At 30.5% G+C, this 26,186-nt stretch carries 20 protein-coding genes; 9 read left to right on the top strand and 11 right to left on the bottom strand.

Annotation, left to right across the window (positions count from 1 at the left end):
* Positions 1 to 5: 5 nt before the first annotated feature.
* The gene (locus MHN29_RS17710; RefSeq protein WP_150898846.1) at positions 6 to 224 is read left to right on the top strand and encodes a VF530 family DNA-binding protein; all 219 of its coding nucleotides are present in this window, start codon (positions 6 to 8) and stop codon (positions 222 to 224) included.
* 7 nt (positions 225 to 231) lie between these two features.
* Here the strand turns inward: MHN29_RS17710 and MHN29_RS17705 are convergent, their stop codons facing one another.
* Positions 232 to 1,083, bottom strand: coding sequence for an alpha/beta fold hydrolase (locus MHN29_RS17705; RefSeq protein ID WP_235273710.1), 852 nt, complete (start codon positions 1,081 to 1,083; stop codon positions 232 to 234).
* Between the two features lie 57 nt (positions 1,084 to 1,140).
* Between MHN29_RS17705 and MHN29_RS17700 the strand changes: the two genes are divergently transcribed.
* Positions 1,141 to 1,851, top strand: a complete 711-nt coding sequence (locus MHN29_RS17700) for a hypothetical protein (protein WP_150898844.1) — start codon at positions 1,141 to 1,143, stop codon at positions 1,849 to 1,851.
* Entirely contained in the window at positions 1,851 to 4,295 is a 2,445-nt protein-coding gene (gene priA, locus MHN29_RS17695; protein WP_235273709.1) for a primosomal protein N', read from the top strand. Before MHN29_RS17700 ends, priA begins: the two co-directional genes overlap by 1 nt.
* Here priA and MHN29_RS17690 read toward each other — a convergent pair.
* From MHN29_RS17690 to MHN29_RS17660, 7 genes are all read right to left on the bottom strand, one after another.
* Positions 4,292 to 5,239, bottom strand: coding sequence for a hypothetical protein (locus tag MHN29_RS17690; RefSeq protein WP_235273708.1), 948 nt, complete (start codon positions 5,237 to 5,239; stop codon positions 4,292 to 4,294). The two genes, priA and MHN29_RS17690, sit on opposite strands and share 4 nt — an antisense overlap.
* Before the next feature lie 501 nt (positions 5,240 to 5,740).
* Positions 5,741 to 7,357 (bottom strand): class I SAM-dependent methyltransferase, encoded by a 1,617-nt coding sequence (locus MHN29_RS17685; protein WP_235273707.1) that lies wholly within the window; start codon positions 7,355 to 7,357, stop codon positions 5,741 to 5,743.
* Positions 7,358 to 7,443: 86 nt separating this feature from the next.
* Positions 7,444 to 8,067: a hypothetical protein gene (locus tag MHN29_RS17680; protein WP_235273706.1), complete on the bottom strand. Its 624-nt coding sequence runs from the start codon at positions 8,065 to 8,067 to the stop codon at positions 7,444 to 7,446.
* Between the two features lie 28 nt (positions 8,068 to 8,095).
* Positions 8,096 to 8,635: an NUDIX domain-containing protein gene (locus MHN29_RS17675; RefSeq protein ID WP_235273705.1), complete on the bottom strand. Its 540-nt coding sequence runs from the start codon at positions 8,633 to 8,635 to the stop codon at positions 8,096 to 8,098.
* 37 nt (positions 8,636 to 8,672) lie between these two features.
* On the bottom strand, positions 8,673 to 9,764 hold the full coding sequence (locus tag MHN29_RS17670; RefSeq protein WP_235273704.1) for a M42 family metallopeptidase: 1,092 nt from the start codon (positions 9,762 to 9,764) through the stop codon (positions 8,673 to 8,675).
* Positions 9,765 to 9,785: 21 nt separating this feature from the next.
* Entirely contained in the window at positions 9,786 to 10,610 is an 825-nt protein-coding gene (locus MHN29_RS17665) for a 1-acyl-sn-glycerol-3-phosphate acyltransferase (protein ID WP_150898832.1), read from the bottom strand.
* A 54-nt stretch (positions 10,611 to 10,664) separates the two neighbouring features.
* Positions 10,665 to 11,294, bottom strand: coding sequence for a CoA pyrophosphatase (locus tag MHN29_RS17660; RefSeq protein WP_235273703.1), 630 nt, complete (start codon positions 11,292 to 11,294; stop codon positions 10,665 to 10,667).
* 103 nt (positions 11,295 to 11,397) lie between these two features.
* Between MHN29_RS17660 and MHN29_RS17655 the strand changes: the two genes are divergently transcribed.
* Positions 11,398 to 11,700 carry a hypothetical protein gene (locus MHN29_RS17655; RefSeq protein ID WP_235273702.1) on the top strand — a complete coding sequence of 101 codons (303 nt, stop codon included), beginning with the start codon at positions 11,398 to 11,400 and terminating at the stop codon, positions 11,698 to 11,700.
* Positions 11,701 to 11,761: 61 nt separating this feature from the next.
* Here MHN29_RS17655 and MHN29_RS17650 read toward each other — a convergent pair whose 3' ends face one another.
* On the bottom strand, positions 11,762 to 14,605 hold the full coding sequence (locus MHN29_RS17650; RefSeq protein ID WP_235273701.1) for an endonuclease: 2,844 nt from the start codon (positions 14,603 to 14,605) through the stop codon (positions 11,762 to 11,764).
* Between the two features lie 181 nt (positions 14,606 to 14,786).
* Positions 14,787 to 17,348, bottom strand: coding sequence for an endonuclease (locus MHN29_RS17645; protein ID WP_235273700.1), 2,562 nt, complete (start codon positions 17,346 to 17,348; stop codon positions 14,787 to 14,789).
* A gap of 170 nt (positions 17,349 to 17,518) precedes the next feature.
* Here MHN29_RS17645 and pheT point away from each other — a divergent pair, with 170 nt between their 5' ends.
* The 4 genes from pheT to MHN29_RS17625 are packed head-to-tail and all read left to right on the top strand — an operon-like array spanning position 17,519 to position 22,793.
* Positions 17,519 to 19,945 carry a phenylalanine--tRNA ligase subunit beta gene (pheT, locus tag MHN29_RS17640; protein WP_235273699.1) on the top strand — a complete coding sequence of 809 codons (2,427 nt, stop codon included), beginning with the start codon at positions 17,519 to 17,521 and terminating at the stop codon, positions 19,943 to 19,945.
* Between the two features lie 46 nt (positions 19,946 to 19,991).
* The gene (locus MHN29_RS17635; RefSeq protein WP_235273698.1) at positions 19,992 to 21,134 is read left to right on the top strand and encodes a lipopolysaccharide assembly protein LapB; all 1,143 of its coding nucleotides are present in this window, start codon (positions 19,992 to 19,994) and stop codon (positions 21,132 to 21,134) included.
* A gap of 6 nt (positions 21,135 to 21,140) precedes the next feature.
* On the top strand, positions 21,141 to 22,175 hold the full coding sequence (locus MHN29_RS17630; protein WP_235273697.1) for a quinone-dependent dihydroorotate dehydrogenase: 1,035 nt from the start codon (positions 21,141 to 21,143) through the stop codon (positions 22,173 to 22,175).
* A gap of 3 nt (positions 22,176 to 22,178) precedes the next feature.
* Entirely contained in the window at positions 22,179 to 22,793 is a 615-nt protein-coding gene (locus MHN29_RS17625) for a LysE family translocator (protein ID WP_235273696.1), read from the top strand.
* A gap of 1 nt (position 22,794) precedes the next feature.
* Here the strand turns inward: MHN29_RS17625 and MHN29_RS17620 are convergent, their stop codons facing one another.
* The gene (locus MHN29_RS17620) at positions 22,795 to 23,478 is read right to left on the bottom strand and encodes a lipopolysaccharide assembly protein LapB (protein ID WP_235273695.1); all 684 of its coding nucleotides are present in this window, start codon (positions 23,476 to 23,478) and stop codon (positions 22,795 to 22,797) included.
* 227 nt (positions 23,479 to 23,705) lie between these two features.
* Here MHN29_RS17620 and lon point away from each other — a divergent pair, with 227 nt between their 5' ends.
* Positions 23,706 to 26,159, top strand: coding sequence for an endopeptidase La (gene lon, locus MHN29_RS17615; RefSeq protein WP_235273694.1), 2,454 nt, complete (start codon positions 23,706 to 23,708; stop codon positions 26,157 to 26,159).
* The last annotated feature ends 27 nt before the right edge of the window (positions 26,160 to 26,186 follow it).

Raw genomic sequence — 26,186 nt, 5'->3', positions numbered from 1 at the left:
CAAATATGAGTCAAGAGCAACCAAATAACCCATTACACGGAATAAAATTAGCAACAATGCTAGAAGAACTATATTTAGAATATGGTTGGGAGGAAATGGGAGAGATGTTAAACATTAATGTTTTTAAAAAGAATCCAACGTATAAATCGAGTTTAAAGTTTTTAAGAACAACTCCTTGGGCAAGAGCAAAAGTTGAAAAATTATATTTAAAAATGATTAGCTAAAACTTTATTAGCTTAAAACCAGTTCACTCCATTCTTTTGGATTTTCAAGCATAGGGAAATGTCCTGTGTTTTCTAACCATACTAATTTGTTATTAGGAATTTCTTTATGCAGTTGTTCACCAATAGCTTTAACAGCAATAGGATCGTGTGTAGCCCAAACTATTTTGGTAGGAATTTCAGTCTTAATTAATGCACCAATCCAACGATTCCAAAAGAAATAACGTTCGTTTATATAATTGCTTAATAAGTGGATTATATTTCTACCATTGTTATAATTAATTTGTAACCACATTTCATTTAGCTCTTGTTGGGTTACTTTAGATTTATCAAAATAAATGTTTCGAATATTTCTATTGAAAATAGCTTGATTGGCTAATTTAGCAACCCATTTACCAGTTAGTTTGTTCTTTAGTAATTTCTGAATAGTTCTTAGTTTAGCTAATTCAATATGCATGCTACCATTGCATAAAATAAGTTTATCAATTGTAATTTTTAATTGATGTTGATTACTTCGAGCAATAATTTCTGTAGCTACACTAGTTCCATAATCATGTGCTAAGAGAGTTACATTTTCCAGATTTAATTTTTCCCATAGCAAAAGAGCTATATCCGCTTGTTCAATTAAAGAATAAGAGTAATTTAAAGGCTTGTCAGAAAAACCAAAACCTAGATGATCATGAATAATTACTCTATAATGTTTAGTTAAATAGGGGAGTGCTTTGTAGTAATCAAAAGAGGAGGTAGGATATCCATGTAGTATAACAAGAGTATTATCAGATGTGCCTTCATCTATCACAAAAACTTGTTGATTATTAACTGTTAAGAATTTTCCTTTGTTTTTCCATTCTAATGAAGTCATAAATACACTGATTTTTCTGTTTACAATGTAGTGATTTTTGTGTAGTTTTGATATTAGATGAAAAAGCTTCAAGTATTTATAATACCTGTTTTATTAGTAGTGATACTTTCCTGTTCAAAAACTCCAAAAGAAAGAGTTTTAACAATGGAAGATGTTTTTCCTGCTCAAAAAAATACAGATTCTACTTTTGTTTTTGATTTAGATACGGTAAAGAGTTTTGAATCATTAACTTCTGTTTTTTGTAGTAATTATCATAGTACAAAAACGAGATATTTTATAAAAACATCAAAAAATGATATTCCTTTTTCAATAAGGCAAATTATAGTTTGTGGTAAGGCAGTTTGTGGGTTCATAAAATTTAAAAATATATTATTTATCGATTATTTTACGGATAGTTTATTTTATCATAATAGAATAAAGTATAGTTTTAATAAGGTTAATTTTGAAAAAATGTTAAGGAGGCAATTTTTTAATAATAGAAATAATCCTGAATTTGCTGATACACCATATACAAGTTTAGTATTTTTAGAATTTTTAGGGGAGCTTAATAATTCTAAAACAAGTTTAAATAACAAGATAGATACTATTTCAAAATCATATTATAATTTTATAATAAGTTTTAATAAGCAGAATATAGATTCACTTAAAAAACTATATCCATTAAAAGTTATATTGAACGAAGGTATTCCATTTGTTGATGATAAAGGAAATTCTACAAATTTTTACAATCCACCACCGCCTCCAACACCTTTAGAAATAATAGAATAATGTCATATTTCATCGACGTCATATTACCCATACCTCTACAAAAAACCTTTACTTACTTGGTAACAGAAGCTGAGTTTTCATTCCTTAAAAAAGGAATGCGGGTAGCAGTATCTTTTGGAAAAAGTAAAATTTATACAGCCTTGGTATTTGATATACATCAGAAAGCGCCAGAACTGTACGAAGCAAAAGATATTCATCAAATATTAGACGATAAGCCTATTGTAAATGAGTTACAATTAAAGCATTGGCAGTGGATTTCTAATTATTATTTGTGTTCTTTAGGAGATGTATATAGAGCAGCATTACCTTCTGCATTTTTATTAGAAAGTGAGACTATTATTTATAAAAATGAATCTTTTACTGAAGAAGATATTTTAACAGATGAAGAGTTTTTAATTTTTGAAGCTTTACAACATCATTCTCAATTAACTATTCATCAAGTTGCTGATATACTAGGAAAGAAAACAGTTTTACCCATTATTAATGGACTGATTGAAAAAAGTGCCGTTTACATTAAAGAAGAAATTTACGAAACATATAAACCTAAGCTGGTTAAATATGTTCGATTAAATGCTTTATATAATTCTAATGAGGCACTTCAAGGTTTATTAGAAGAACTTTCAAGAGCTAAAAAACAACGAGAAGCTGTTCTTACATATTTTCAATTAGCAGCTTCTAAAAAGCCAATAAAAGCAAAAGAATTAGAAGAAAAATCAGAAGTTTCTTCTGCAGTTTTAAAAGCTTTAGTAGAAAAAGATATTTTAGAATTCTATCAAATACAAACAGATAGAATCAATTATCAAGGAGAAACGAATGAAACCAAAGCATTAAATGAGTTTCAAGAAGAAGCTTTTAATAAAGTAAAAACTTCTTTTGAAAATCAAAATGTTACTTTATTGCATGGGGTAACAGGCTCAGGAAAAACAGAGATTTATGTAAAATTGATTAAGGAAGTTATTGCTTCTGGAAAACAAGTATTGTTTTTGCTGCCAGAAATAGCTTTGACTACCCAAATAATAACTCGTTTACAAAATTACTTTGGAAACTTTATATCGGTATTTCATTCAAAGTATTCAATGAATGAACGTGTAGAAGTGTGGAATAATGTGTTAGATAATAAACCTAAAGCACAAATAATTTTAGGAGCACGTTCTTCAGGTTTTTTACCTTTTTCAAATTTAGGATTAATTGTAGTTGATGAAGAACATGAATCTTCTTACAAACAGTTTGAACCTTCACCAAGATATAATGCACGAGATGCAGCCGTAGTTTTAGGACATTTGCACAAAGCAAAAGTATTATTAGGATCGGCAACACCATCTTTAGAAAGTTACTATAATGCTACTCAAAATAAGTATGGTTTTGTTGAGTTAACAAGACGTTTTGGTAATATTCAATTGCCAAAAATTGAACTGATTGATGTTAAAGAGAAGCATCGAAAAAAGGAAATGAATGGGCATTTTTCCGATCGTTTATTAAAAATGATGAACGAAGCTTTAGAGGAAAAAGAGCAAGTTATATTATTTCAAAATAGGAGAGGTTTCTCGCCTGTAGTAGAGTGTACTACTTGTGGAGTATCTCCTCAGTGCCCTAATTGTGATGTAAGTTTAACCTATCACAAATTCCGAAAAGAATTAAAATGTCATTATTGCCATTATCAAAGAGCAATGCCTCATAGTTGTGGAGCTTGTGGTAGTAATACCTTAGATACTAAAGGTTTTGGAACGGAACAGATTGAGTTGGAGTTAAAAGAACTATTCCCAAATCATAATATTGGGAGAATGGATTTAGACACGACTCGGGGTAAGTATGGATATCAAAAAATAATTGGTGCTTTTGAGGCTCAAGAAATTGATATTTTGGTAGGAACTCAAATGCTTTCAAAAGGGTTAGATTTTGAAAACGTATCATTGGTTGGTATTTTAAATGCGGATTCTATGTTGAATTTCCCTGATTTTAGAGCACACGAACGCGCATATCAGTTAATGGTACAAGTATCGGGTAGGGCAGGACGAACAAAGAAACAAGGTAATGTAGCTATACAAACCTACAATCCATATCATCAAATATTACAACAAGTTTCTACAACCAACTATGCAGAAATGTATAAGGAACAATTACAAGATAGATGGCAGTTTCATTATCCTCCTTATTACAGATTGATTAAAATTACCTTGAAACATAAAGATTATACTAGGGTAGATAGTGGTATAAACTGGTTAGCAAAGTCATTACAAAATATATTTCAAGAAAATGTTTTAGGACCAACAGCGCCAGCAGTTTCTCGTATTCGAAATCAGTATATTAAGAATTTAGTGATAAAAATTCCACCGAAACAATCCTTAGGAAAAACAAAAGAGCAGTTGATGAAAGTTAAAAATACTTTTGAAGCTGTAAAAGATTTTAGACCTATCCGTTTTATTATTGATGTAGATGCTTATTAACAATTGTTTTTACTTACTTTTGTTTCAAAGCTTAACAATTGATTGTCAGAATATTTAAGAAGCATTTTTTTTAAAATATATTTATCTCCTCTTTTAGTAACAGGTATATTCATTTCAACAAACCTTTTATCTTTTCGATAAACTGCTTTTATTATCCAAGCTAAAGCTCCAAATTCATCTTGCTCATATGACATTAAAGAAGTAGGAATGTTCTCATTTAATAAAACATAACTAAAATTAAATTCACAATTAATTTCTATAAAAGTGTCTGAGTAGAATAAATATAAAGATCGGTTTTTGTCAAAAAAAGAAGAGAATGTCGAATTTACTTTTTGATTAAAAATGTTTTTATCTTTTATTGAGATATTTGCTAGTTCATTAAAACTGAAAAAAATATTTTTATCGTAAGAAAATACTTTGTCATTGGCACTAATTTTACGGTTAGAAAAAAGACTTTTTAAATTTAATGTATTAGAGTTTGAAAGGTTGTTTATTTTGATTAAGTTCCACTGTTTTAAATGAAATGTAGAATAATAAAAATTATAATTAAAAAAATTGATAGGTATTCTTTCAGTATCTAGGCTACTTAAATTTATAAGACTAACTTTATTTCCTGAATAACGTGCTTTTTCCTTTATGCTTTCTGGAAACTCTTGTTTGGATACACAGATTAAATGTTGAGCACCAACTTCTTCTAGCTTTTGAATCCAACCCCTAAAATCATTTGGTTTTACTTTGCTGTTTCTGTCTTGAACTTCAATAATAGTTTTTGTTATTCTTGGAGCTACTCCCTTAGTAATAACAATATCGCATTGAGTTTTATATCCTCCCAAAGAGTTTAAAAGAGGCATTTGTACATCTCGTTCAATAATAGCATCAGAATCTATTGATTTTTCAATTAACTCAACAAGTTGCTCAAGATATTTTCCATCTTTCTTTTCCATTTAGTTTTTTAGTTATTAACCCCATTATAAGTATTTCGTTACTTTTCTAATATGTTTTGGAGTATATAATTTATTAATTCTTTTATTTTAGTAAAATATCGTAAGTTTTTATTAATGATTTTAATATGTGGATCCGTTTTATTATAGATACTTTTTATAAATCTCATGTTCCATAAGCCCCATAACTGCACACATTTTTTTATTATCTTCTAAAATTTGATAACTACCTAAAACTGTTAAACCGTTTTCTTTATCAGAATGTAAAGATTATAGCGTTGTTTTTATGTTTCTTTTTCAATTTCAAAAGATAAATTTACCGAATTTTAATTAGTATAAAAAGGAGTTAGTTACTAAATTTTATATTTTATCTTAGTATTATTCACTCGTACGAGTGAGCAACAATCACACGTTCGGGTGAGCATCTTTCACAGGTACGAGTGAGCAATACTCACTCGCTCGAGTGAATTTAAGTCACAAGATATGGTGAGTGGAATTAAGATATTATAGAGTCGCTTTAGGTTTAAACAGATTTACTGAAACCGTTGCTAAATCTGAATTAGGAAACTTTCTAAAGGTATTTTTATCAGAAACTAACCCAATATTTTCCATAGTTTTCATGTATTCGTCTAATTCTATAATATATTGATCTGAATATCCATGTGTAGCATCATAGGCAGTAGCGGCTGTTTTTCCAATATTTTGAGCAACTAATTCAGGTTTAGATGTGTGGAGTTCTATTAATAACAATCCGAACTTACTAATAAAAGGTGTCCATTTATTAAAATGTTGTTTTAATGATTCTATAACATAGTTATTGTTTAAACGTTCTCCTTTGTAAGCGTAAGAACCTGTAGAAGAGGTAATAGCAAGATTTGAATTCGGTTTAGGTGTTTCCCAAATTCTATTATGATCTAAAAACGTACGAACATTTAATAAATCGGAGAGATTAATACCGTATTTATTTTGCAAGTCTTCCGACATAGCTTTAGGGTTTCCAATATCACCCCAAATTACTTTTGCCCAAATATCGGCTTGTACCAAGTTTTTTCTAGTTATTTTTAATGCAGCTTCGTTATAATCTACACCAATAAGCAATAGAGGATAGTCTTCTAAAACTTTTCCTCGATTGGTTTGATTTTCTATTACATTAAACAAATGTTTTAAGAATGCACCATTTCCACAGCCTACATCTAAAATACCTTTAGGTTGTTCATGAATTGGTTTGTTGAATAAATCAATTACAATTTCATCAATAACTCTAAAATATGCCGCATGAGCTCCACCGCTTCCCCAAACATTCATTTCTCTATCTACATGAATTTCATCATTGTGAATACTTGGAGTGTCAAACATTTTTGGGTCTCCAAAAATAAGCTTATCTAGTTTTCTAAGTGTAGGGATATAAGAAACCGTTACTCCGTAAGCACTAGCTCTTCTGGCAAAAAACAATCCTTTATCGGTAAATTCATAAGAACCGTTACTTTTTTTAAACCAGCCTAATTCTGAAAGAATATTTAATAAGCGACCAAAGTTTTCTGCATCGCTATGAAACTCTTCTGCCGTGAATTTTGTTTGCATAAAGTATTTATGAAACATCCCACTCATTCCTAACAAAACTATAGTTGGTCCTACAATAATTCCTTCTATATGTGTTAAGATTTGTTCTAGAATTTTATTGTTCTCTGTATTTTTTATTCCAAACTTAATTTTATAGTTTTTATATAACTCTTCTAGTTTTAAAAAAGGTTCTTTTTCAAATTTTCTAGCACTATAAGCTTCCGAAAACTGTAGTAATTTAAAAGCTTCTTTATATAAATGAAAAAGTGAAAATGCTATTTTGGAGTTTTCATTTGTTTCAAAATGAACTTTGTTTTGAGTATTGTCTACAGTTTGAATAAGCCAACCTTGAGAGCATAGAGTTCTTAAAGCTACATTTAAATATCCTTCATTAGCTTTAAATTCTGAAGTTATTTCTGATAGTGTGACTGATTTATTTTTTAAAATATAATCAGTAATTCCTTTTTCAAATAACACATAAGCTGATGGACATGTAACTATACCATCTAAATGTCTAAACAATTGACTTCTTAGGATGGTTTTTTCTTGTTTGGTTAGCATATAAGACTTTTTGTCTTAAATATAATTAAATAAGTTTAAAAGTGTCTTATAAACAAGGAGTTAATATGTATGGTGTATTGAGTTTTTTACTTGTAAACTGGTGTGATTGTTTTTACCCAGATTTTTCCCGTTTTTGTTGATTCCTTTGTTTGTTTAATACAATTGCCTCTAGAATCTTTAGTTTTACAACTAACACGAATAATATCTACAGGTTTACCATCTTTATCGGTTATAATAATTTTTGAAAGCTCTTTATTAGTGTATTTGTATTGATGTGTATAAAAAGTTGTAAAACGATCTTCTATTTTATTAATAAGGCCATTATCATTATGGTAAACGATGATTTCATTTTTTTTGTATTGTTTTTGGGTATAGCAACTAATTCGTTCTCGTTGTTTTGTTTTCCAACGCATTTTACAATAGTAAGGTTCTTTGTTTGGATAACTTCGTTTTTCAAACCATAACTTTTTTTCAGTTTCTTCGAGTGTATTTCCTTTATTATCTATTGTTTTTGATGTTTTTACTCGACCATTTTTAGTAAAATGAAGTGTTTTGGTAGAGATTAAATTTTCTTCTCCATTTTCTACAGTATACGTTTTTTCAACCATACTGGTTATATCACTAGAGTAGCCTTGTTTTTTTAAGTATTTCTTAGAAACACATGAAGGTAATAATAGTATAATGAATAAATAAAATGTTAACCGTTTCATTAGTATGGTTTTATACCTTTTTAATATACTAAATATTTTTTAAGATTTCATCGTAAACAAAACTATAATAATCATGATATTGAGGGAGTAATGTATTGCTAAGTTCTTTTGTTTTGAGTAAAGTTTTTAATTCAAATAGTTTAAGCTCATCAACTTCTTCTTCCTGAATTTTTAATTGATGGATAGGCACTGTAAGTTTAGTTATATATACATGATGAAACTCATTATCTATAATACCGTTAGCATGATTTACCATGTGTTTTCTAGTTCCTATTTTGCACAAACTTTCTGAAGAGATTGAAAAACCAATTTCTTCATAAACCTCTCTAAGGGCAGCTTCTTCTATGTTTTCTCCAGCAGCAACATGCCCAGCAACAGAAATATCCCAGAGTCCAGGAAAAACCTTTTTTGTTAAAGCGCGCTTTTGTAATAGTATTTGTTGATCTGAAGTATATATCCAAATATGAACAGTAGGGTGGAAGTAGCCAAATTTGTGAGCTTCGGATTTTAAACAAGTTTTACCTGTATAGTTTCCAAATTCGTCAACAATATCAATTAATTCATCCATAGAAGTAAAAAATCCCGCGTAAAGCGGGATTATAATTTTATTTGAAATAAGAGAAATCTTCTCCGTTTTCTATTTTTAATAATGTTTCGTAAATCATTTTAATTACATTTTCTACATCTTCTCTGTGTACCATTTCTACAGTAGTATGCATATAACGTAATGGTAATGATATTAATGCAGAAGCAACTCCTCCGTTACTATATGCAAAAGCATCGGTATCTGTACCAGTTGCTCTCGATAAGGCCGAACGTTGGAAAGGAATTTCTTTTTCTTCAGCTGTTTCTGTAATTAAATCACGTAATTTTTGTTGTACAGCAGGAGCATAAGCTACTACAGGTCCTTTCCCCATTTCTAAATGACCTTCTTTTTTCTTGTCAATCATTGGGGTAGTAGTATCATGAGTAACATCTGTTACAATAGCTACATTAGGCTTAATTGTTTGGGTAATCATTTCTGCACCACGTAAACCAATTTCTTCCTGTACAGAGTTTGTTACGTATAAACCGAAAGGTAATTTCTTTTTGTTTTCGTGAAGTAAACGAGCAACTTCAGCAATCATAAATCCTCCCATACGATTGTCTAAAGCACGGCAAACAAATTTATTTCCGTTTAAAATATGGAATTCGTCTGGATAGGTAATTACGCAACCTACATGGATACCTAATTTTTCAACTTCTTCTTTAGTTGCACAACCTGTATCGATAAAGATATTATCTGGCTTTGGAGCTTCTTCTTTAGCTCTATTACGTGTATGAATAGCTGGCCATCCAAAAACTCCTTTTACAATACCGTTTTTGGTATGAATGTTTACTATTTTACTTGGAGCTATTTGGTGATCACTTCCTCCATTGCGTATTACATAAATTAATCCGTTGTCAGAAATATAATTTACATACCATGAAATTTCATCAGCATGACCTTCAATAACAACTTTATATTTTGCATCTGGATTTATAACTCCAACCGCAGTACCATAAGTGTCAGTAATAAACTCATCTACATATGGTTTTAAGTAATCCATCCAAATTTTTTGCCCTTCCCATTCATATCCAGTTGGAGCAGCATTGTTTAAGTATTTTTCTAAGAAATCAATTGATTTCTCATTTAAAATTGATTTATTTTCTGACATAATATCTTGAAATTATGATTTTTATTCTTCTTTTTTAACATCTGATCCCCAAAAACGACGACTTTCAATAAACTCTTCTTGTTCTTGTAACTGTTTTGGAGTTAATACTTTTAAAAATGAAGGATGCTGTTCTATTGCATATTCAATTTTTTCTACAATACTAGCTACTTCTTCATTTTCATAATCTATTTCTAAAGGCTCTTTTATAACCATAGATTGTAAAACATTACGTTTTTTAATCATCAGTCCTTTTTTATCAAAAGAACGTCTAAAACCATCAATAACAATAGGAACTACTGTTGGTTTAAAGGTTTTTATAATATGAGCTGTACCTCTTCTAATTGGTTTAAATGGAGTAGTGGTACCTTGTGGAAAAGTAATTACCCAACCATCATCTAAGGCCTTACCTATGTTTGAGATATCAGACATTTTTACTTGTCGTTTAATATCTTTACCAGAACTTCTCCATGTTCTTTCTACGGAAACAGAACCTACATAAGCAAATATTTTTGGCAACAAACCAGCACGCATGGTTTCTCCTGCCGCTACATAATAAATATTTAGTTTAGGATTCCATAAATAACCTACATTCCTAATATTATCATCACGTCCTTTTAGGGCTGCATTGAATACATGGAACATGGCTGCTACGTCTGCAAAATATGTTTGATGATTTGAAATAAAAAGAACGTTCTTGTCAGGAAGGTTTCTTAATATTTCAGATCCTTCAATTTGTAATTGATTAAATTTTCGATATCTACTGTGTGATATTACACCAAGTGTTTGTATAAGAAACCTTTTAATGAATAATATATGTCCAAAAGGATTCCTTTTAAATAAAGGCATTTATAGTTGATTTTATTAGTGTAAAAGCTAAATTACAAAAGAAAAAGAAAATATTTACTGTTTTAATAAATCTTTAATTTCTGATAACATCATTGCAGTAGCTCCCCAAACAATGTAATCGTTTAATTTAAAGCATGGTACGTCTATATTTTTCATATAAGAAGTTTCCATTTCTTTTGAGGTTAAATTGTCATCATTTAATAAATCGCTAGTCAAAACTTCTATAAGATTTGCAACTTCATTGTTAGGAGTAAACTTCGGTTTTTCAGAAAGTAAGCCTAAAAATGGAGTTACTAAAAAGTTACTAGGAGGGATGTAAGAGTCTGAAAGTTGTCTAATTACTCTAATTGTTTTAGAAGCAATTCCTACTTCTTCAAAGGTTTCTCTTAACGCAGTTTCTTGAAGGTTCTTATCATTTTTTTCAATTTTTCCACCAGGAAAACTAACTTGTGCAGAATGGGTACCGTTATAACTTGCCCTTTCCGTTAACAAAAACCGAGTTTGATTGTTGTCATCTGGGTAAAACAAAGCTAAAACAGCTGCTTTTCTTGGGTTTTTACTGTCTATTAACTCTTGAGAAAATTGAGTTCTCAGTTTAGGAGCGAGCTTAAATTGTGAAGTTAATCCGCCTAAAGGTTTGTTTTGTAACTCTTCTATTTGATTTATAAAATCAGAAAAAACCATTCGCTTTTAGTATTTTTAGAACAAACATATTAATTTACAAGGTGAAACGTAAATAATTTGGCTTGAATTTTGATTTAAAACCAATTAGAATAAAATTATAAGAATGAATAGAAAAAATAAATATCAAAAATTAGTATTGAGTTTAATTTTTGATGCTATGGGACTTTTATCATCATCTTATGTAATACCTATATTAGGGGATTTCTTTGATGTTGTTTGGGCTCCTGTTTCTGCATATTTGATATCAAAAATGTACAAAGGAAATAAAGGAAAGATTGCAGCTGCAGTTACTTTTATAGAAGAGGCTATGCCAGGTTTAGATATTATACCAACGTTTACACTTATGTGGTTGTATACCTATGTGTTTAAATCTTCAAATGAGCCTAAGAAAACAATAGAAGTATAATAAAAATAAAAAGGCAGCCTATAGAAGAGCTGCCTTTTTCGAAATTAAATAATTAAACAAATTACTTTTTCATAAACTTCTTGGTAAATGATCTTTGGTTATCATTTACTTCTATAATATACATTCCTGTATTTAAGTCACGTATGTCTATTTGTCTGTCAATTTTACCCTGCATTACAGTTTGACCTACATAATTTGTAATTTTATAGTTAGCCTCTCTACCGTCAGCTAATTTTAATACGATATAATCTGTAGATGGGTTAGGGTATACTTTAGCATCAAAGATAGGTTCTTCATTACCTAATTGTCCATCAATTTGAACAGTGGTCATAGATTTAGAAAAGTTGCTAATGTTAACTGTATAGTCTTCTACTTCTCCATAAGAAATGGTTTCACAAGGAGTAGGTGCTGAATTCCATTTCATAGAAACACGCATTCTTGTTGTACCTAAAGTAGCAGATGTAGGAACAGTAAAGTTATAAGATAAATTTCCTGCACTTGAAGAAGAACCAGAAACTACTTCTTCAGAAGATTCAAATGTTCCATTTTGGTTGAAGTCAATCCATACTTTCCAATACTCAGTATAAGAAGAACTTGCAAAACCAGCACTTACAACAATTGTATTACTTCCTACAGCAATATTAGCAGTTTGTGAAGTAAAGTCACCATAACCTCCATTAGCAGATGTTACGTTTGAAACCCCTCCGATAGCTACATTGTCTATATATTCATAGTTTACATTACTTCCTTTAGAATCACAGTAAGTAATTGTAGGAGATTTAGTAGTAACTCCAATTACATTACTTGCTGAAGAAATATTACCAGCTTGATCTTTTGCTTTTACAGAAAAAGTATAGTTTGTAGCTGCTGTTAAATTTGAAACAGTATAATTTGTAGTAGTTACAGTTGTTATTTTAGTACTCCCTCTGAATACATCATAACCACTTACACCAACATTATCAGTAGATGCAGTCCATGCTAAATTTACAGAAGTTTGTGTTACGCTTGAAGCTGTTAAACTACTTGGAGCAGATGGTGCTGTAGTATCTGGAGTTGGTAATGTTGTAATAAATACTTTATTACTTAGTGCAGAAATATTACCAGCAGCATCTATTGCTTTAATAGAATAGTTATAAGCAGTATCGGCTGATAAACCAGTTACAGCATAAGATACAGTTGTTACAGTTGCTATTTTTGAGTCGTTTTGATATACTTCGTATCCAGTAACTCCAACATTATCCGTAGAAGCTGTCCATGCTAAATTCACAGTAGTTTGTGTTAAGTTAGAAGTAACTAAGTTAGAAGGTGCACTTGGAGCTGTAGTGTCAGCAGAAGAACCTCCATCGATAGTATGACTACCTAATCCACTAAATGTATCTTTAGCTAAAGTATTCCATTCAGCGGTTGTATAAGTTGTATTTGGCGATTTTACAGATGATTTTCTTTGGAATGTTTGGTCTTTTCCAAAGTTAGCACTATTGTTTTGATCTCCAATGATATCGATTAGAGTACTTCCTTTAAATAAAGCTACAGCATCATTACCATTAAAGTTCATTACTGAACTATTAGTTAATTGAGCTTTGTTTTTTACTGTAGTTGAAGCACTACTGTGTGCAATAACAAAAACATCACCATTATTTAATTGACCAGTTAATGTTAAGGTATTAGACCATGTACCACCACCGTTAGTTGCTTTTTTAATAGAGTATCCACTTAAATCTACTGTTGCTCCAGTAAAGTTTGCTATTTCAATAGCTTTGTTATAAGAAGAACCTTCAACATATTCAGAGAATAATAATTCAGTTGCAGTTCCATTTCCACCTGAACCACCAGTTGTTGTAGTTACCATAACAGGACTACTTGCTGCAGAAACATTTGCTGCTGCATCATATGCCTTTACAGTGAAATTATATGAAGTACCAGCTGATAAACCAGTAACTGTTATACTTGTACTTGTTGTTGTTGCTACCTGTGTACTTCCGTTATAGATATTGTATCCAGTTACGGCTGTGTTATCAGTAGATGCAGTCCAAGCTAAATCAGCTGTAGTTTGTGTAATGTTTGAAGCTACTAATCCAGAAGGAGCAGTTGGCGCTTGTGTATCTGTATTTCCACCGTTTCCAAATAAATCTTCCGCTTGTGGACCTCCCCAAATTTGAGTAGCAAATGCAGGATTGTCTATAAAAGGATTACGATTTCCTTGTAATTGCTCTAATACAGGGTTACGTTGTTTTTCTAAATCTGATACTGGATCTTCAGCATTCCATTGTAAGAATAAATCGATCATGTTTGGATCTGTAGCTACAGTGTTACCAACACCAACACCAGTTGGTAAAGATTGGTTTCCGTAACGTAAATACATGTACATCATCATACGAGCTACATCACCTTTCCACTCGTCACCTGGATACCAGTTACCTTGTGCTGTAGCACCAGAGTTACCAGAACCGGAAGCAAACTTACGGTTACTACGTGATGAGTTTCTTTGAGCGTCACATGGTCTTAAGTTATGTGCATCTGCACCAGGACCACTTGTTCCTAAGTTAGGGTTAGCTAAAGATTTTGAGTATACATGCTCACGATTCCATACGCCTGATCCTCCACCGTGGTTGTCTTTTCCACGAGTACGATCGTTAGTAATATCAGAATCAGAATCATTCCAACCATAAATCAATACTACTTTAGTATTGTCTGTTGGATCTATGTCTGTTTGTTTTAATGCGTTCCAAACACCTGGTGTGTAACTTAAAATAGATGTATGCGAACCAATAATTTTGACAGCTAAAGCATCTTTTAATGCACTACCTGTTTGGTTTAAGTTAACATCATTATAATAAGAAGGTATTTGTTGGGAGAAAACTGATAACGACGCTATCAGAAAAACGAAGGGTAATAGTTTTTTCATTGTTTGGGATTTAACGTTATGTTAGGTTTGGCAAAATTAACACTTTTTTAACATGTTTTTATGTTACCTAAATGTTAAGGATTAATAAGTTATCAACAGTTTTTATTGAAAATAACGTATTTTATAGTTAAAAGTCTTGTCATTTTCATGACAAGACTTTAATTTTTTTGAGTGGTGAAAGTTATTTTTTAATGAATTTTTTAGTGAATGAACGTTGTCCATCATTCACTTCAATAATATATAATCCGTTATGTAAATTCGCTATATTGATTGTAGCATGGCTAACTTTTCCAGATAATACTTTTTGACCTATAGTGTTGGTTATTTTGTAGTTAGCGTTTCTGTTATCACCCAATTGTAATTTTATAAAGTTTACAGCTGGGTTTGGTGATACATTGGCACTAAAAATAGGAGCTTCATTACCTAATTTTCCGTCAGCTATAATAGATTGATTAATGTTTTTAGCGCTTACACCAATATTAACGGAATAATCTTCAACTTCTCCATAAGGGATTGTTTCACAAGGAGTAGGAGCAGAGTTCCATTTCATAGAAACACGCATTCTTGTTTTTCCTGATAATGCAGAAGAAGGAACTGTAAAACTATAAGATAAATTTCCTGCACTAGAAGAAGAACCACTTACAACTTCTTCATTGCTTTCAAAAGTTCCGTTTTTGTTAAAGTCAATCCATACTTTCCAAAACTCAGTATAAGAGGTACTTGCAAAACCAGCACTAACAATAATTGTATTGCTACCGTAGCTTAAATTAGCAGTTTGAGAAGTAAAGTTTCCATAACCTGAATTTGAAGAAGTAGCATTTGATATACCTCCAATGGCAACATTATCTATATATTCGTAACTAGAATTATTTCCTTTAGAATCGCAGTAAGTAACTGTAATAGACTTGGTAGTAATACCAACTACATTACTAGATGCAGAAATATTACCAGCAGCATCTTTAGCCTTTACAGAAAATGTATAATTAGTTGCAGCTGTTAGTCCAGTAACTGAATAACTAGTATTTGTAGTTGTTCCTATTTTGGTTGTTCCTCTATAAATATCATACCCAGTTACTGCAGTATTATCAGTAGCAGCTGTCCAAGATAAACTTGCTGAAGTTTGTGTTACTGATGATACAGCTAAATTAGATGGAGCCGTTGGAGCTTGAGTATCAGGAGGAGTTCCTCCTTCAATAGTATGGTTTCCTAAACCACTAAAAGTATCTTTAGATAAAGTATTCCACTCAGAAGAGGTATAACTTGAGTTAGGAGATGTAATGGTAGATTTTCTTTGTAAAGTTTTGTCTTGAGCAAAAGTAGATGAGCTAGTTGGATTACCAATTAAATCTATTAAAGTATTACCTTTAAATAATCCAATAGCATCATTACCATTAAAAGATAAAACACTAGTATTGGTTAACTGAGCTTTATTTTTAATAGAAGTTGTAGCGCTGCTATGAGCAATTACATATACTTTTCCATTGGTTAACTGACCAGTTAAATTTAAAGTACTAGTCCATCCACCTCCATTAGAAGCTTTCTTTAAAGAATATTCTGATAAGTTTATAGTAGCTCCAGTATAGTTTGCTAATTCTAAAGCTTTGTTATTTGATGAACCTTCAACATACTCAGAAATTAATAAGTCAGAAGCATTTCCAGAAGATGGAGTAGAAGAAGTAGTTATGTTTACTGTATTACTAGCCGTAGAAATATTATTTGCAGCATCTTTAGCTTTTACAGAAAAAGAATACGCTGTTGAAGCAGTTAAACCAGTAACTGAATAAGTAGTATTTGTTGTTGTACTTATTTTTACTGATCCATTATAAATATCATAACCAACTACACCTACATTATCAGTAGCAACATTCCACGATAAATTCACAGAGTTTTCAGTAACATTAGAAGTAGTTAAGTTAGAAGGAGCACTTGGAGCTTGTGTATCTGATGATCCACCACCATTTCCAAATAAATCTTCAGCTTGAGGACCTCCCCAAATTTTAGTAGCAAAGGCAGGATTATCTATAAAAGGATTACGATTTCCTTGTAATCCTTGGATAATAGGGTTACGTTGCTTTTCAAAGTCAGATACTGGGTCTTCAGCATTCCATTGTAATAATAGGTTAATCATATTACTATCTGAAGAGTTTGCTGTACCAATAGCTACGTTACTTGGTAAACATTGGTTTCCGTAGCGTAAATACATATACATCATCATACGAGCTACATCACCTTTCCATTCGTCACCAGGATACCATCCACCAGATGCATTACCAGCATTTCCTGAGCCAGCAACAAATTTTTTACTACTTCTCTGAGAGTTAAAAGAAATATCTGCTGGTCTAACATGATGTGCATCTGCACCAGCACCAGAAGTTCCTAAATTAGGATTCCCTAACGATTTAGGATAAACATGCTCTCTGTTCCATTGAGTTCCAGCAGAACCACCATTTGCGTCTTTACTACGAGTTCTGTCTGTTACATAATTTCCATCAGTATCACTGTAACCATATATTAAAACTACTTTAGAGTTGTTATTTGGATCTAAATCAGATTGTTTTAAAGCGTTCCAAATACCTGGAGTGTATGATAAATTTGTTGTATGTGTACTAATTATTTTAGTTGATAATGCATTTTTTAAAGAGGTGCCTGACTGATTTAAATTAACGTCGTTGTAATAAGAAGGCACTTGAGAAAATACTGATATAGAAGCTATCAGCAAAATGAAGGGTAATAATTTTTTCATTTAAAAAAGTTATGATTATTTAATTTAAGAGGGGGATGCAAAAAAACAATAATAAAAAAGCTTCAATGTTACCAAAACGTTAACAGTCAGTAAAGTAAATGCTATGAAAAAGGAATTCGATTTATTCCTTAAATTTATGTAAATTTGCGGGCTTAAATTAGAGATTGATTATGAAGATATCATACAATTGGTTACGACAATTTTTACAAACTGACTGGGAAGCAGAAAAAACAGGAGAACTATTAACAGATTTAGGTCTTGAAGTAGAAGGAATTGAAACTGTTGAAAGCATAAAAGGAAGTTTAAAAGGAGTAGTTGTAGGCGAAGTTAAAACATGTATTAAACATCCTAATGCAGATAAGTTAAAAGTTACTACTGTTGATTTAGGAGATGGTAATCCAGTACAAATAGTTTGTGGAGCACCAAATGTAGATGCAGGACAAAAAGTACCAGTAGCTACTGTTGGAACAACTTTGTATGATGAAAAAGGTGAAGGCTTTAAAATAAAGAAAGGAAAAATTAGAGGAGAAGAGAGTCATGGAATGATTTGTGCCGAAGACGAGTTAGGTTTAGGTAAAGGTCATGATGGAATTATGGTTTTAGATGAAGCTTTAGTTCCTGGAACTCCTTGTTCTGAAGTTTTTAATATTGAAACTGATCATGTTTTTGAAATTGGATTAACTCCAAACCGTGCTGATGCAATGAGCCATTTTGGTGTTGCTCGTGATTTACGCGCAGGATTAATTCAACAAGGAACAAACTTAGAGCTAATTTCACCTTCAGTATCAGATTTTCATGTTGATGAGCGTACTCAGAAAATCGATATTGAAATAGAAGATAAAAATTTAGTTCCTCGTTATTGTGGAATTACAATTACAGATATAGAAGTAAAGGAATCTCCAAAATGGATTCAAAATAGATTAAAAGCAATAGGAATAGCTCCTAAGAATAATGTAGTAGATATTACAAACTATGTTTTACATGAATTAGGACAGCCATTACATGCTTTTGATGCGAATAAAATTAAAGGTAGTAAAGTAGTTGTTAAAACTTTAGAACAAGGTACAAAGTTTACTACTTTAGATGAAGTTGAAAGAGAGTTGTCTTCAGAAGATATTATGATTTGTGATGCCGATGATAATCCATTATGTATTGGTGGAGTTTTTGGAGGGATCAAATCAGGTGTAACTGAGCACACTACCACTATCTTTTTAGAGAGTGCTTACTTTAATCCAGTTTCTGTTCGTAAAACAGCTAAGAGACACGCGTTAAATACTGATGCTTCTTTCCGTTTTGAAAGAGGAATAGATATCAATTTAACCAAATATGCATTAAAACGTGCAGCTTTATTAATTGAAGAATATGCTGGTGGAAAAATGTCATCAGATGTTTTAGATTTTTATCCAGAAAAGATTGAAGATTTTCAGGTATTCTTATCGTATGAAAACGCTTATAGATTAATAGGGCAGGAAATTCCAAAGGAAACTATTAAAAATATCTTAGCATCTTTAGAGATAAAAATTAACAGTGAAACTGCTGGAGGTTTAGGATTAACAATTCCATCTTATCGAGTAGATGTTCAGCGTGAAGCAGATATTATTGAAGAAATTTTAAGAGTTTACGGATATAATAATGTTGAATTCTCACATAAATTAAATACTTCTATTTCTTTTGATAGTGATAAAGAAGTAAAAATTGAAAATATTGTTGCAAACCAATTAACGTCATTAGGATTTAATGAAACAATGGCAAATTCTTTGACTAAAGCTGATTATGTTGATTTATCAGAGAATTTAAATCCTGCATATAATGTAGAGATGTTAAATCCATTAAGTAATGATTTAAAGGTAATGCGCCAATCATTATTATTTAGTGGTTTAGAATCTGTTGCTTACAATATTAATAGAAAAAATAACGCGTTGAAATTTTATGAGTTCGGTAAAACGTATCATAAATTTGAAAGCGGGTATCAAGAAGATAAACATTTAACATTATTTGTTACTGGTAATAGGACAAAAGAGAGCTGGAAAACAGCAACACAAACTTCAGATTTCTTTTACTTAAAAGGAATTGTAACAAATATTTTAAGTCGCTTAGGATTAGATAAATTAAAAACAACTCCAGTAAAAACTGATATATTCTCAGAAGGTATCGTATTAAGTTTAGGAAAAACTAAACTGGTAGAGTTTGGTGTTGTTAAGAGAGGAATTTTGAAAGAATTTTCTATAAAACAAGAAGTGTTATTTGCAGATTTTAACTGGCAAAACATTTTAACTTTTGTAGGAAAAAAGAAAATTAAAGTGACTGATTTACCAAAATTCCCAGCTGTTAAACGTGACTTAGCTTTATTGTTAGATTCTAAAGTAGAATTTAAAGAATTATATAATTTGGCTTTTCAATCAGAGAAGAAATTATTAAAAGAAGTCGATTTATTTGATGTATATGAAGGAGATAAATTACCAGAAGGTAAAAAATCATATGCAGTAAGTTTTGTTTTACAAGACGAAAATAAAACGTTGGCTGACAAGCAAATTGATAAAATCATGAAAAAATTACAGCAAACATTCGAAAAGAATTTAGAAGCTGTTTTAAGATAATTCAGAAGCTCCAATTGTATTGGGGCTTTTTTTATAAAAATATATTATGCAAAAGAAGAAAATTTTATTAGTCCTATTTATAACAATTAGCTTTTTTCTAAAAGCTCAAGAAAAAGAATCATTTGAAGTTAGGTTAGATTCTATTGGTATGAAAATAGATGAAACTTTAACAAATTTAAATAAAGAATATCTTAATAAGATTTACAGTAAAAAAAGTCTATGTGATAGGTTTTTGATAGAATCAAACAATAAAAAAGTTAAAAACTTTAATAAAAGTTTTTATGAAGGTTTTACTGCTAGTTTTGATTTTGGTAATATTGTTTTAAAAGAGATTGAAAAAGATGCATCGTATGATTATTTAAATATAGTTAAAGATAAAGAAGGAGAATATTATTTATTATTTAGACTATATGGTAATGGGTTAAACTATCATAAACATTTAATTAAAGAAATAGATGGAGAAATTAGGATAGTTGATACGTATGTATCGTTAACTGGTGAATATTTAAGCGATACTTTTGGGTCTATTTACAAAGGTGTTTTGTATAAAGGAGGTTTTTTGAAAAGTTTATCTAAAGGAAGCAATAATGATTCAATGCATGATTTATTAAAAATTCAAAAAATTAGAAACCTTAGATCAGAAGGTAAATTACAAGAAGCGCATGATTTATATAAAACTTTAAGTGAAGAGGGTAAAAAGAAAAAGATTTATCAATTATCTAATTTGTTAATTCTAGCTAATTTAGATGAAGCTAAATACGCTAAAGCAATTGAGACTTATGAAAAACAATTTCCAAATGATGTAAGTTTATATTTAGTTTCCATTGATGGTTATATATTAGGAAAAAAATATGATGAAGCTTTAAAAGCTGTAGATAATTTAGATAAAGCAATAGGAGGTGATAGTTTTCTAAATTTTATCAGAGGTAATATTTATTTTTTAAAGTTAGAATATAAAAAATCAGAAGATAAATTTAAAGAAGTACTAGAAGAGTATCCAAATTTTATAGACGCTTACGATAGTTTACTATCAATATATATTGAATCTAATAATGTTAAAAAAGCTATTGAGGTTTTGGATATTATGGTAAATGATTTTGAGTTACCAAAAGATATATTATTTAATTCTATTGGAGAGAATTATCCAGAGTTTCAAAAAAATAAAGAAATTATAAAGTGGTCAAAATAAGTATTTATGTATAAATTAATCATCCGTCCTATATTTTTTCTTTTCGATCCAGAAAAGATTCATCATTTTACTTTTTCATTGGTAAAGTTTTTATCCAAAATACCATTAATGTCTTCTTTGTTTAGGGGATTATATCAAGTAAATGATAAAAAATTGGAAAGGAATCTATTTGGATTAACTTTTAAAAACCCTGTAGGACTTGCTGCTGGTTTTGATAAAAATGCAGTGTTGTATAATGAGTTAGCCGATTTTGGTTTTGGATTTGTAGAAATAGGAACTGTTACTCCTAAAGGCCAGGCAGGAAACCCGAAAAAGCGATTGTTTCGTTTAAAAGATGATCAAGGAATTATTAACCGAATGGGGTTTAATAATGAAGGATTAACTACTGCAATAGAGCAATTAAAAAAGAACAAAGGGAAAATTATTCTTGGAGGTAATATTGGAAAAAATACCAATACGGCTCCAGAAGATTATACAGAGGATTATGTGGAGTGCTTTAGAGGATTGCACCCTTATGTAGATTACTTCGTATTAAATGTGAGTTGTCCAAATGTAGGAAGCCATGCAAAACTAGATGATGTAGATTATTTAAAAGAATTAATTACTGAAGTTCAAAAGTTGAACAATCAAGAATCTGTTCAAAGACCTATATTATTAAAAATAGCCCCAGATTTAAACAATCAACAATTGGATGAAATTATAGAGTTAGTTGCAGAAACCAAAATTGATGGAGTTATAGCTTCAAATACTTCTGTAAATAGAGAAGGGCTAAAAGCCCCAAAAGAACGATTGGAAGAAATTGGTAATGGAGGTTTGAGTGGTCAGCCAGTAAAAGAAAGAAGCACTAGAGTTATAAAATATTTAGCAGACAATTCAAATAAAGCATTTCCAATAATTGGAGTAGGAGGTATTCATTCAGAAAAAGATGCTTTAGAAAAACTTGATGCTGGTGCAGATTTAGTTCAAATTTATACAGGTTTTATTTATGAAGGACCAAGCTTGGTAAAGAGAATCAATAAAGCTATTTTAGCAAAAAGTTAATAAATGATTGAAACCCTCATCTCTTTTGTTTTAGCTACTGGAACACTAGCTTTTTCACCAGGACCAGATAATATATTTGTTTTAACACAAAGTATCGTAAATGGTAAAAAATATGGATTAGCAACTGTAGCTGGATTAATGACTGGTTGTATAATTCATACTACTTTAGTAGCCTTTGGAGTTTCAGAAATTATAAATCAAAACCCAAAATTGTTTTTTATTATTAAACTATTGGGAGCGGGGTATCTTTTGTATTTAGCTTATCAAGTATATGGAAGCGATGCTAAAATTGCGTTTTCAACTGAAAATGTAGAAAAAAAGACAACTTTTGAATTGTTTAAAAAAGGGTTTTGGATGAATGTTTTAAACCCGAAAGTCACTATTTTCTTTTTGGCTTTTTTTCCACAATTTTTGTTTTCAGATAGTCTTTCAAATGTATTACAGTTCTATGTTTTAGGAGGTTTGTTTATACTAACATCGTTTGTAATATTTTCAACAATAGCCGTTTTAGCAGGTACAATTTCAGAATCTATAAAAAAGAATGCCCAAATAGGGGTTTACCTAAAATGGGCACAAATTATTGTTTTTGTTGGAATTGCGGTTTTAATTTTATTGTAAATTAATCTTCTTCCTTTTTAGTAAGTCTTTCTAAAGCTCTTTTAGAACTTCTATTTTCTGGATTGATAGCTAATGATTTTTTGTAGTATTCTGTAGCTTTTACAGTGTCTTTCATTTTTAAATAAGCATCACCAGTACTGTCGTAAGTATTAGAACTTTTAGGGTATAATTCAATATTGATTTTAAAAACATTAAGAGCTTTTTCAAATTCTTTGTTTGATAAATAACGATATCCTAAACGATTCAAACTTCTTTCTCTAATAACAGGGTTTAAGCTATCTTTTTCCTTAATAGCTTTATATCCTTTTAAAGCGGCTTCAAAGTTATTTTCAGCTAGGTATTCGCTTGGAGTTTTTTCACCTTCTTTAAGTTTGTTGAAAATGTAAACCTTATCATGATGTTCACGTTTTTTTGCTAATTCAATTTTGTTCTGTGACGTATTGAATATCAACTTTTCATTTAATTCACGAGCATAAAAAGTGCTATCATTAACTTTTAGAGGTTCTAAATTTTGTCCACGCCATGTTAGAAATAATTTTCCTTCGATAAATTTTACTTCTATAGTTTCATCAGCATTAAAAAAATAACGACCAGAGGCATTCTTAATAAACTCTTCAGAGTTTTTATTTGAAGTACAGTTGGTTAGTAGTAGTAATAAGGAAATAAAAAATAGTTTAGTTTTCATTGTTTGGTATAGCTTTTTGTAAAAATATAATAATATGACGACTCATTAAGGAAATAGTTACAAGTTTCTTATAAAGAATTAGTTGGCATAAGAATTGACCTATATAAGAAAAGAAAACAAAAAAGCAACATGTATAGTGTTGTTTATTAGATAGTTAAGGTTTTTGTAGTGTTTTTTGTATTAAGTGTACTAATAGAAAAATGCCACTATGACAGATATAAAAGATTATGAGTAAACCCAAAATAATACATTTAGACAACTTGTCGCTTCAGGATGCTTTTAATGAAAATTCTGAATTAATTCCTTTGTTAACTCCAGAGGATGAAGAAATAATAAATAAAGAAGAAGTACCTTCTGAATTGCCAATTTTACCTTTAAGAAATACAGTGTTATTTCCAGGTGTGGTAATCCCTATAACTGCTGGAAGAGATAAGTCTATTCAATTAATTAAAGATGCTAATGAAGGAGATAAAATTGTAGGAGTAGTAGCGCAAAAAAATAGTGATGTAGAGAATCCAGGTATAGATGATATTCATAAAACAGGTGTAGTTGCACAAATTTTAAGAGTTCTTAAAATGCCTGATGGTAACACAACTGTTATTATACAAGGAAAAAAACGCTTTGAAATTGATGAGATTACGCAAGATACTCCATACTTAAAAGCAAAAGTTAGAGAGGCAAAAGAGGAAAGAGATATTGATGATGAAAAGGAGTTTAATGCAATAATTGATTCTATTAAGGATTTAGCATTAGAGGTAATTAAAGAAAATCCAATGTTACCTTCAGAAGCTTCTTTTGCAATTAAGAACATTCAATCAAATTCATTTTTAGTGAACTTTATTTCATCTAATATGGAATTGAGTGTTTCTAATAAACAAGTTTTACTTGAAAAAGATAACTTAAAAGAAAGAGCGCTTTTAACTTTAAAAAACTTAGATAAAGAGCTTCAAAAGTTACAATTACGTAATGATATTCAGTCAAAAACAAGATCAGATTTAGATCAACAACAACGTGAATATTATTTACATCAGCAATTAAAAACAATTCAAGACGAGTTAGGTGGAGTTTCTCACGACCAAGAGTTGGAAGAAATGAAAACAAAGGCAAAGTCTAAGAAATGGAATAAAAATGTTGCTGAAACATTTGAGAAGGAAATAAATCGTTTAAGAAGAATGAATCCTCAAATGGCTGAATATGGTGTGCAACGTAATTATTTAGAGTTGATGTTAGAGTTACCTTGGGGAGAATATTCTGAGGATAAATTTGACTTGAAAAAAGCTCAAAAAATATTAGATAGAGATCACTTTGGACTTGAAAAAGTTAAAGAACGTATTATTGAACATTTAGCTGTATTAAAATTACGTGGAGACATGAAGTCACCAATAATTTGTTTATACGGTCCTCCAGGTGTTGGAAAAACTTCGTTAGGTAAATCAGTTGCTGAAGCTTTAGGTCGTAAGTATGTACGTATGTCATTAGGTGGTTTACGTGATGAAGCTGAAATTAGAGGACATCGTAAAACTTATATTGGAGCTATGCCAGGTCGTTTAATTCAAAACCTTAAAAAAGCTGGTACTTCAAATCCTGTATTTGTATTAGATGAAATAGATAAATTAAGCCAAAGTCATCAAGGAGACCCATCTTCTGCAATGTTAGAGGTGTTAGATCCTGAACAAAATACAGAGTTTTATGATAATTACTTAGAGGTTGGTTATGATCTTTCTAAAGTGTTATTTATTGCTACTGCTAATAATTTAGGACAAATACCTTGGGCACTACGAGATCGTATGGAGCTTATCAATGTAACAGGGTATACTATTGAAGAGAAGGTTGAAATCGCGAAAAAATATTTATTCCCTAAGCAATTAAAAGAGCATGGATTATCAACTGAGCATTTAACGGTTGGTAAAAAGCAAATAGAAAAAATTGTAGAAGGGTATACAAGAGAATCTGGTGTTCGTGGTCTTGAAAAGCAAGTAGCGAAAGTAGTACGTTTTGCAGCAAAATCAATAGCGATGGAGGAGGAGTATAATGTTTCTCTAACAGATGAAGATATTGAAACTATTTTAGGACCTGCTCGTTTAGAACGCGATAAATATGAAAATAATGATGTAGCTGGTGTAGTTACAGGTTTAGCTTGGACAAGTGTTGGTGGTGATATTTTATTTATAGAATCTATTTTATCGAAAGGAAAAGGAAACTTATCTATTACGGGTAATTTAGGTACAGTTATGAAAGAGTCTTCTACCATAGCGATGAAGTATATAAAAGCTAATGCTGAAGAGTTTGGAATTAAACCTGAGGTTTTAGATAAATACGATGTTCATATTCATGTACCAGAAGGAGCAACTCCTAAAGATGGACCAAGTGCAGGTATTACAATGTTAACTTCGTTAGTGTCTGTATTCACTCAGAGAAAAGTAAAAAATAAAATAGCAATGACAGGAGAAATTACTTTACGTGGTAAGGTATTGCCTGTTGGAGGGATTAAAGAAAAAATATTAGCTGCAAAAAGAGCAAATATTAAAGAAATAATTCTTTGTGCTGACAACAAAAAAGACATTGATGAAATTAAAGCTAGTTATTTAAAAGGCTTAACTTTCCATTATGTTACTGAAATGAGTGAAGTAATTAATATTGCCCTTACGAAGCAAAAAGTAAAAAATGCTAAAAAAATATAGAATTATACCTGAATAATATATAAAATA

Origin of the sequence: Tenacibaculum sp. Cn5-46 (assembly GCF_022347705.1) — a bacterium.
GTDB classification, from domain to species: Bacteria; Bacteroidota; Bacteroidia; order Flavobacteriales; family Flavobacteriaceae; genus Polaribacter; species Polaribacter aiptasiae.
Note: the sequence above shows the minus strand (reverse complement) of the source record. Positions and strands in the feature narration are given on the sequence as shown.

What these genes read in the sequence shown, in the direction of transcription:
- MHN29_RS17710 (WP_150898846.1), top strand. Translation starts at nt 6, where the DNA reads ATGAGTCAAGAGCAACCAAATAACCCATTACACGGAATAAAATTAGCA.
- MHN29_RS17705 (WP_235273710.1), bottom strand. Translation starts at nt 1,083, where the DNA reads ATGACTTCATTAGAATGGAAAAACAAAGGAAAATTCTTAACAGTTAAT.
- MHN29_RS17700 (WP_150898844.1), top strand. Translation starts at nt 1,141, where the DNA reads ATGAAAAAGCTTCAAGTATTTATAATACCTGTTTTATTAGTAGTGATA.
- priA (WP_235273709.1), top strand. Translation starts at nt 1,851, where the DNA reads ATGTCATATTTCATCGACGTCATATTACCCATACCTCTACAAAAAACC.
- MHN29_RS17690 (WP_235273708.1), bottom strand. Translation starts at nt 5,239, where the DNA reads ATGGAAAAGAAAGATGGAAAATATCTTGAGCAACTTGTTGAGTTAATT.
- MHN29_RS17685 (WP_235273707.1), bottom strand. Translation starts at nt 7,357, where the DNA reads ATGCTAACCAAACAAGAAAAAACCATCCTAAGAAGTCAATTGTTTAGA.
- MHN29_RS17680 (WP_235273706.1), bottom strand. Translation starts at nt 8,067, where the DNA reads ATGAAACGGTTAACATTTTATTTATTCATTATACTATTATTACCTTCA.
- MHN29_RS17675 (WP_235273705.1), bottom strand. Translation starts at nt 8,635, where the DNA reads ATGGATGAATTAATTGATATTGTTGACGAATTTGGAAACTATACAGGT.
- MHN29_RS17670 (WP_235273704.1), bottom strand. Translation starts at nt 9,764, where the DNA reads ATGTCAGAAAATAAATCAATTTTAAATGAGAAATCAATTGATTTCTTA.
- MHN29_RS17665 (WP_150898832.1), bottom strand. Translation starts at nt 10,610, where the DNA reads ATGCCTTTATTTAAAAGGAATCCTTTTGGACATATATTATTCATTAAA.
- MHN29_RS17660 (WP_235273703.1), bottom strand. Translation starts at nt 11,294, where the DNA reads ATGGTTTTTTCTGATTTTATAAATCAAATAGAAGAGTTACAAAACAAA.
- MHN29_RS17655 (WP_235273702.1), top strand. Translation starts at nt 11,398, where the DNA reads ATGAATAGAAAAAATAAATATCAAAAATTAGTATTGAGTTTAATTTTT.
- MHN29_RS17650 (WP_235273701.1), bottom strand. Translation starts at nt 14,605, where the DNA reads ATGAAAAAACTATTACCCTTCGTTTTTCTGATAGCGTCGTTATCAGTT.
- MHN29_RS17645 (WP_235273700.1), bottom strand. Translation starts at nt 17,348, where the DNA reads ATGAAAAAATTATTACCCTTCATTTTGCTGATAGCTTCTATATCAGTA.
- pheT (WP_235273699.1), top strand. Translation starts at nt 17,519, where the DNA reads ATGAAGATATCATACAATTGGTTACGACAATTTTTACAAACTGACTGG.
- MHN29_RS17635 (WP_235273698.1), top strand. Translation starts at nt 19,992, where the DNA reads ATGCAAAAGAAGAAAATTTTATTAGTCCTATTTATAACAATTAGCTTT.
- MHN29_RS17630 (WP_235273697.1), top strand. Translation starts at nt 21,141, where the DNA reads ATGTATAAATTAATCATCCGTCCTATATTTTTTCTTTTCGATCCAGAA.
- MHN29_RS17625 (WP_235273696.1), top strand. Translation starts at nt 22,179, where the DNA reads ATGATTGAAACCCTCATCTCTTTTGTTTTAGCTACTGGAACACTAGCT.
- MHN29_RS17620 (WP_235273695.1), bottom strand. Translation starts at nt 23,478, where the DNA reads ATGAAAACTAAACTATTTTTTATTTCCTTATTACTACTACTAACCAAC.
- lon (WP_235273694.1), top strand. Translation starts at nt 23,706, where the DNA reads ATGAGTAAACCCAAAATAATACATTTAGACAACTTGTCGCTTCAGGAT.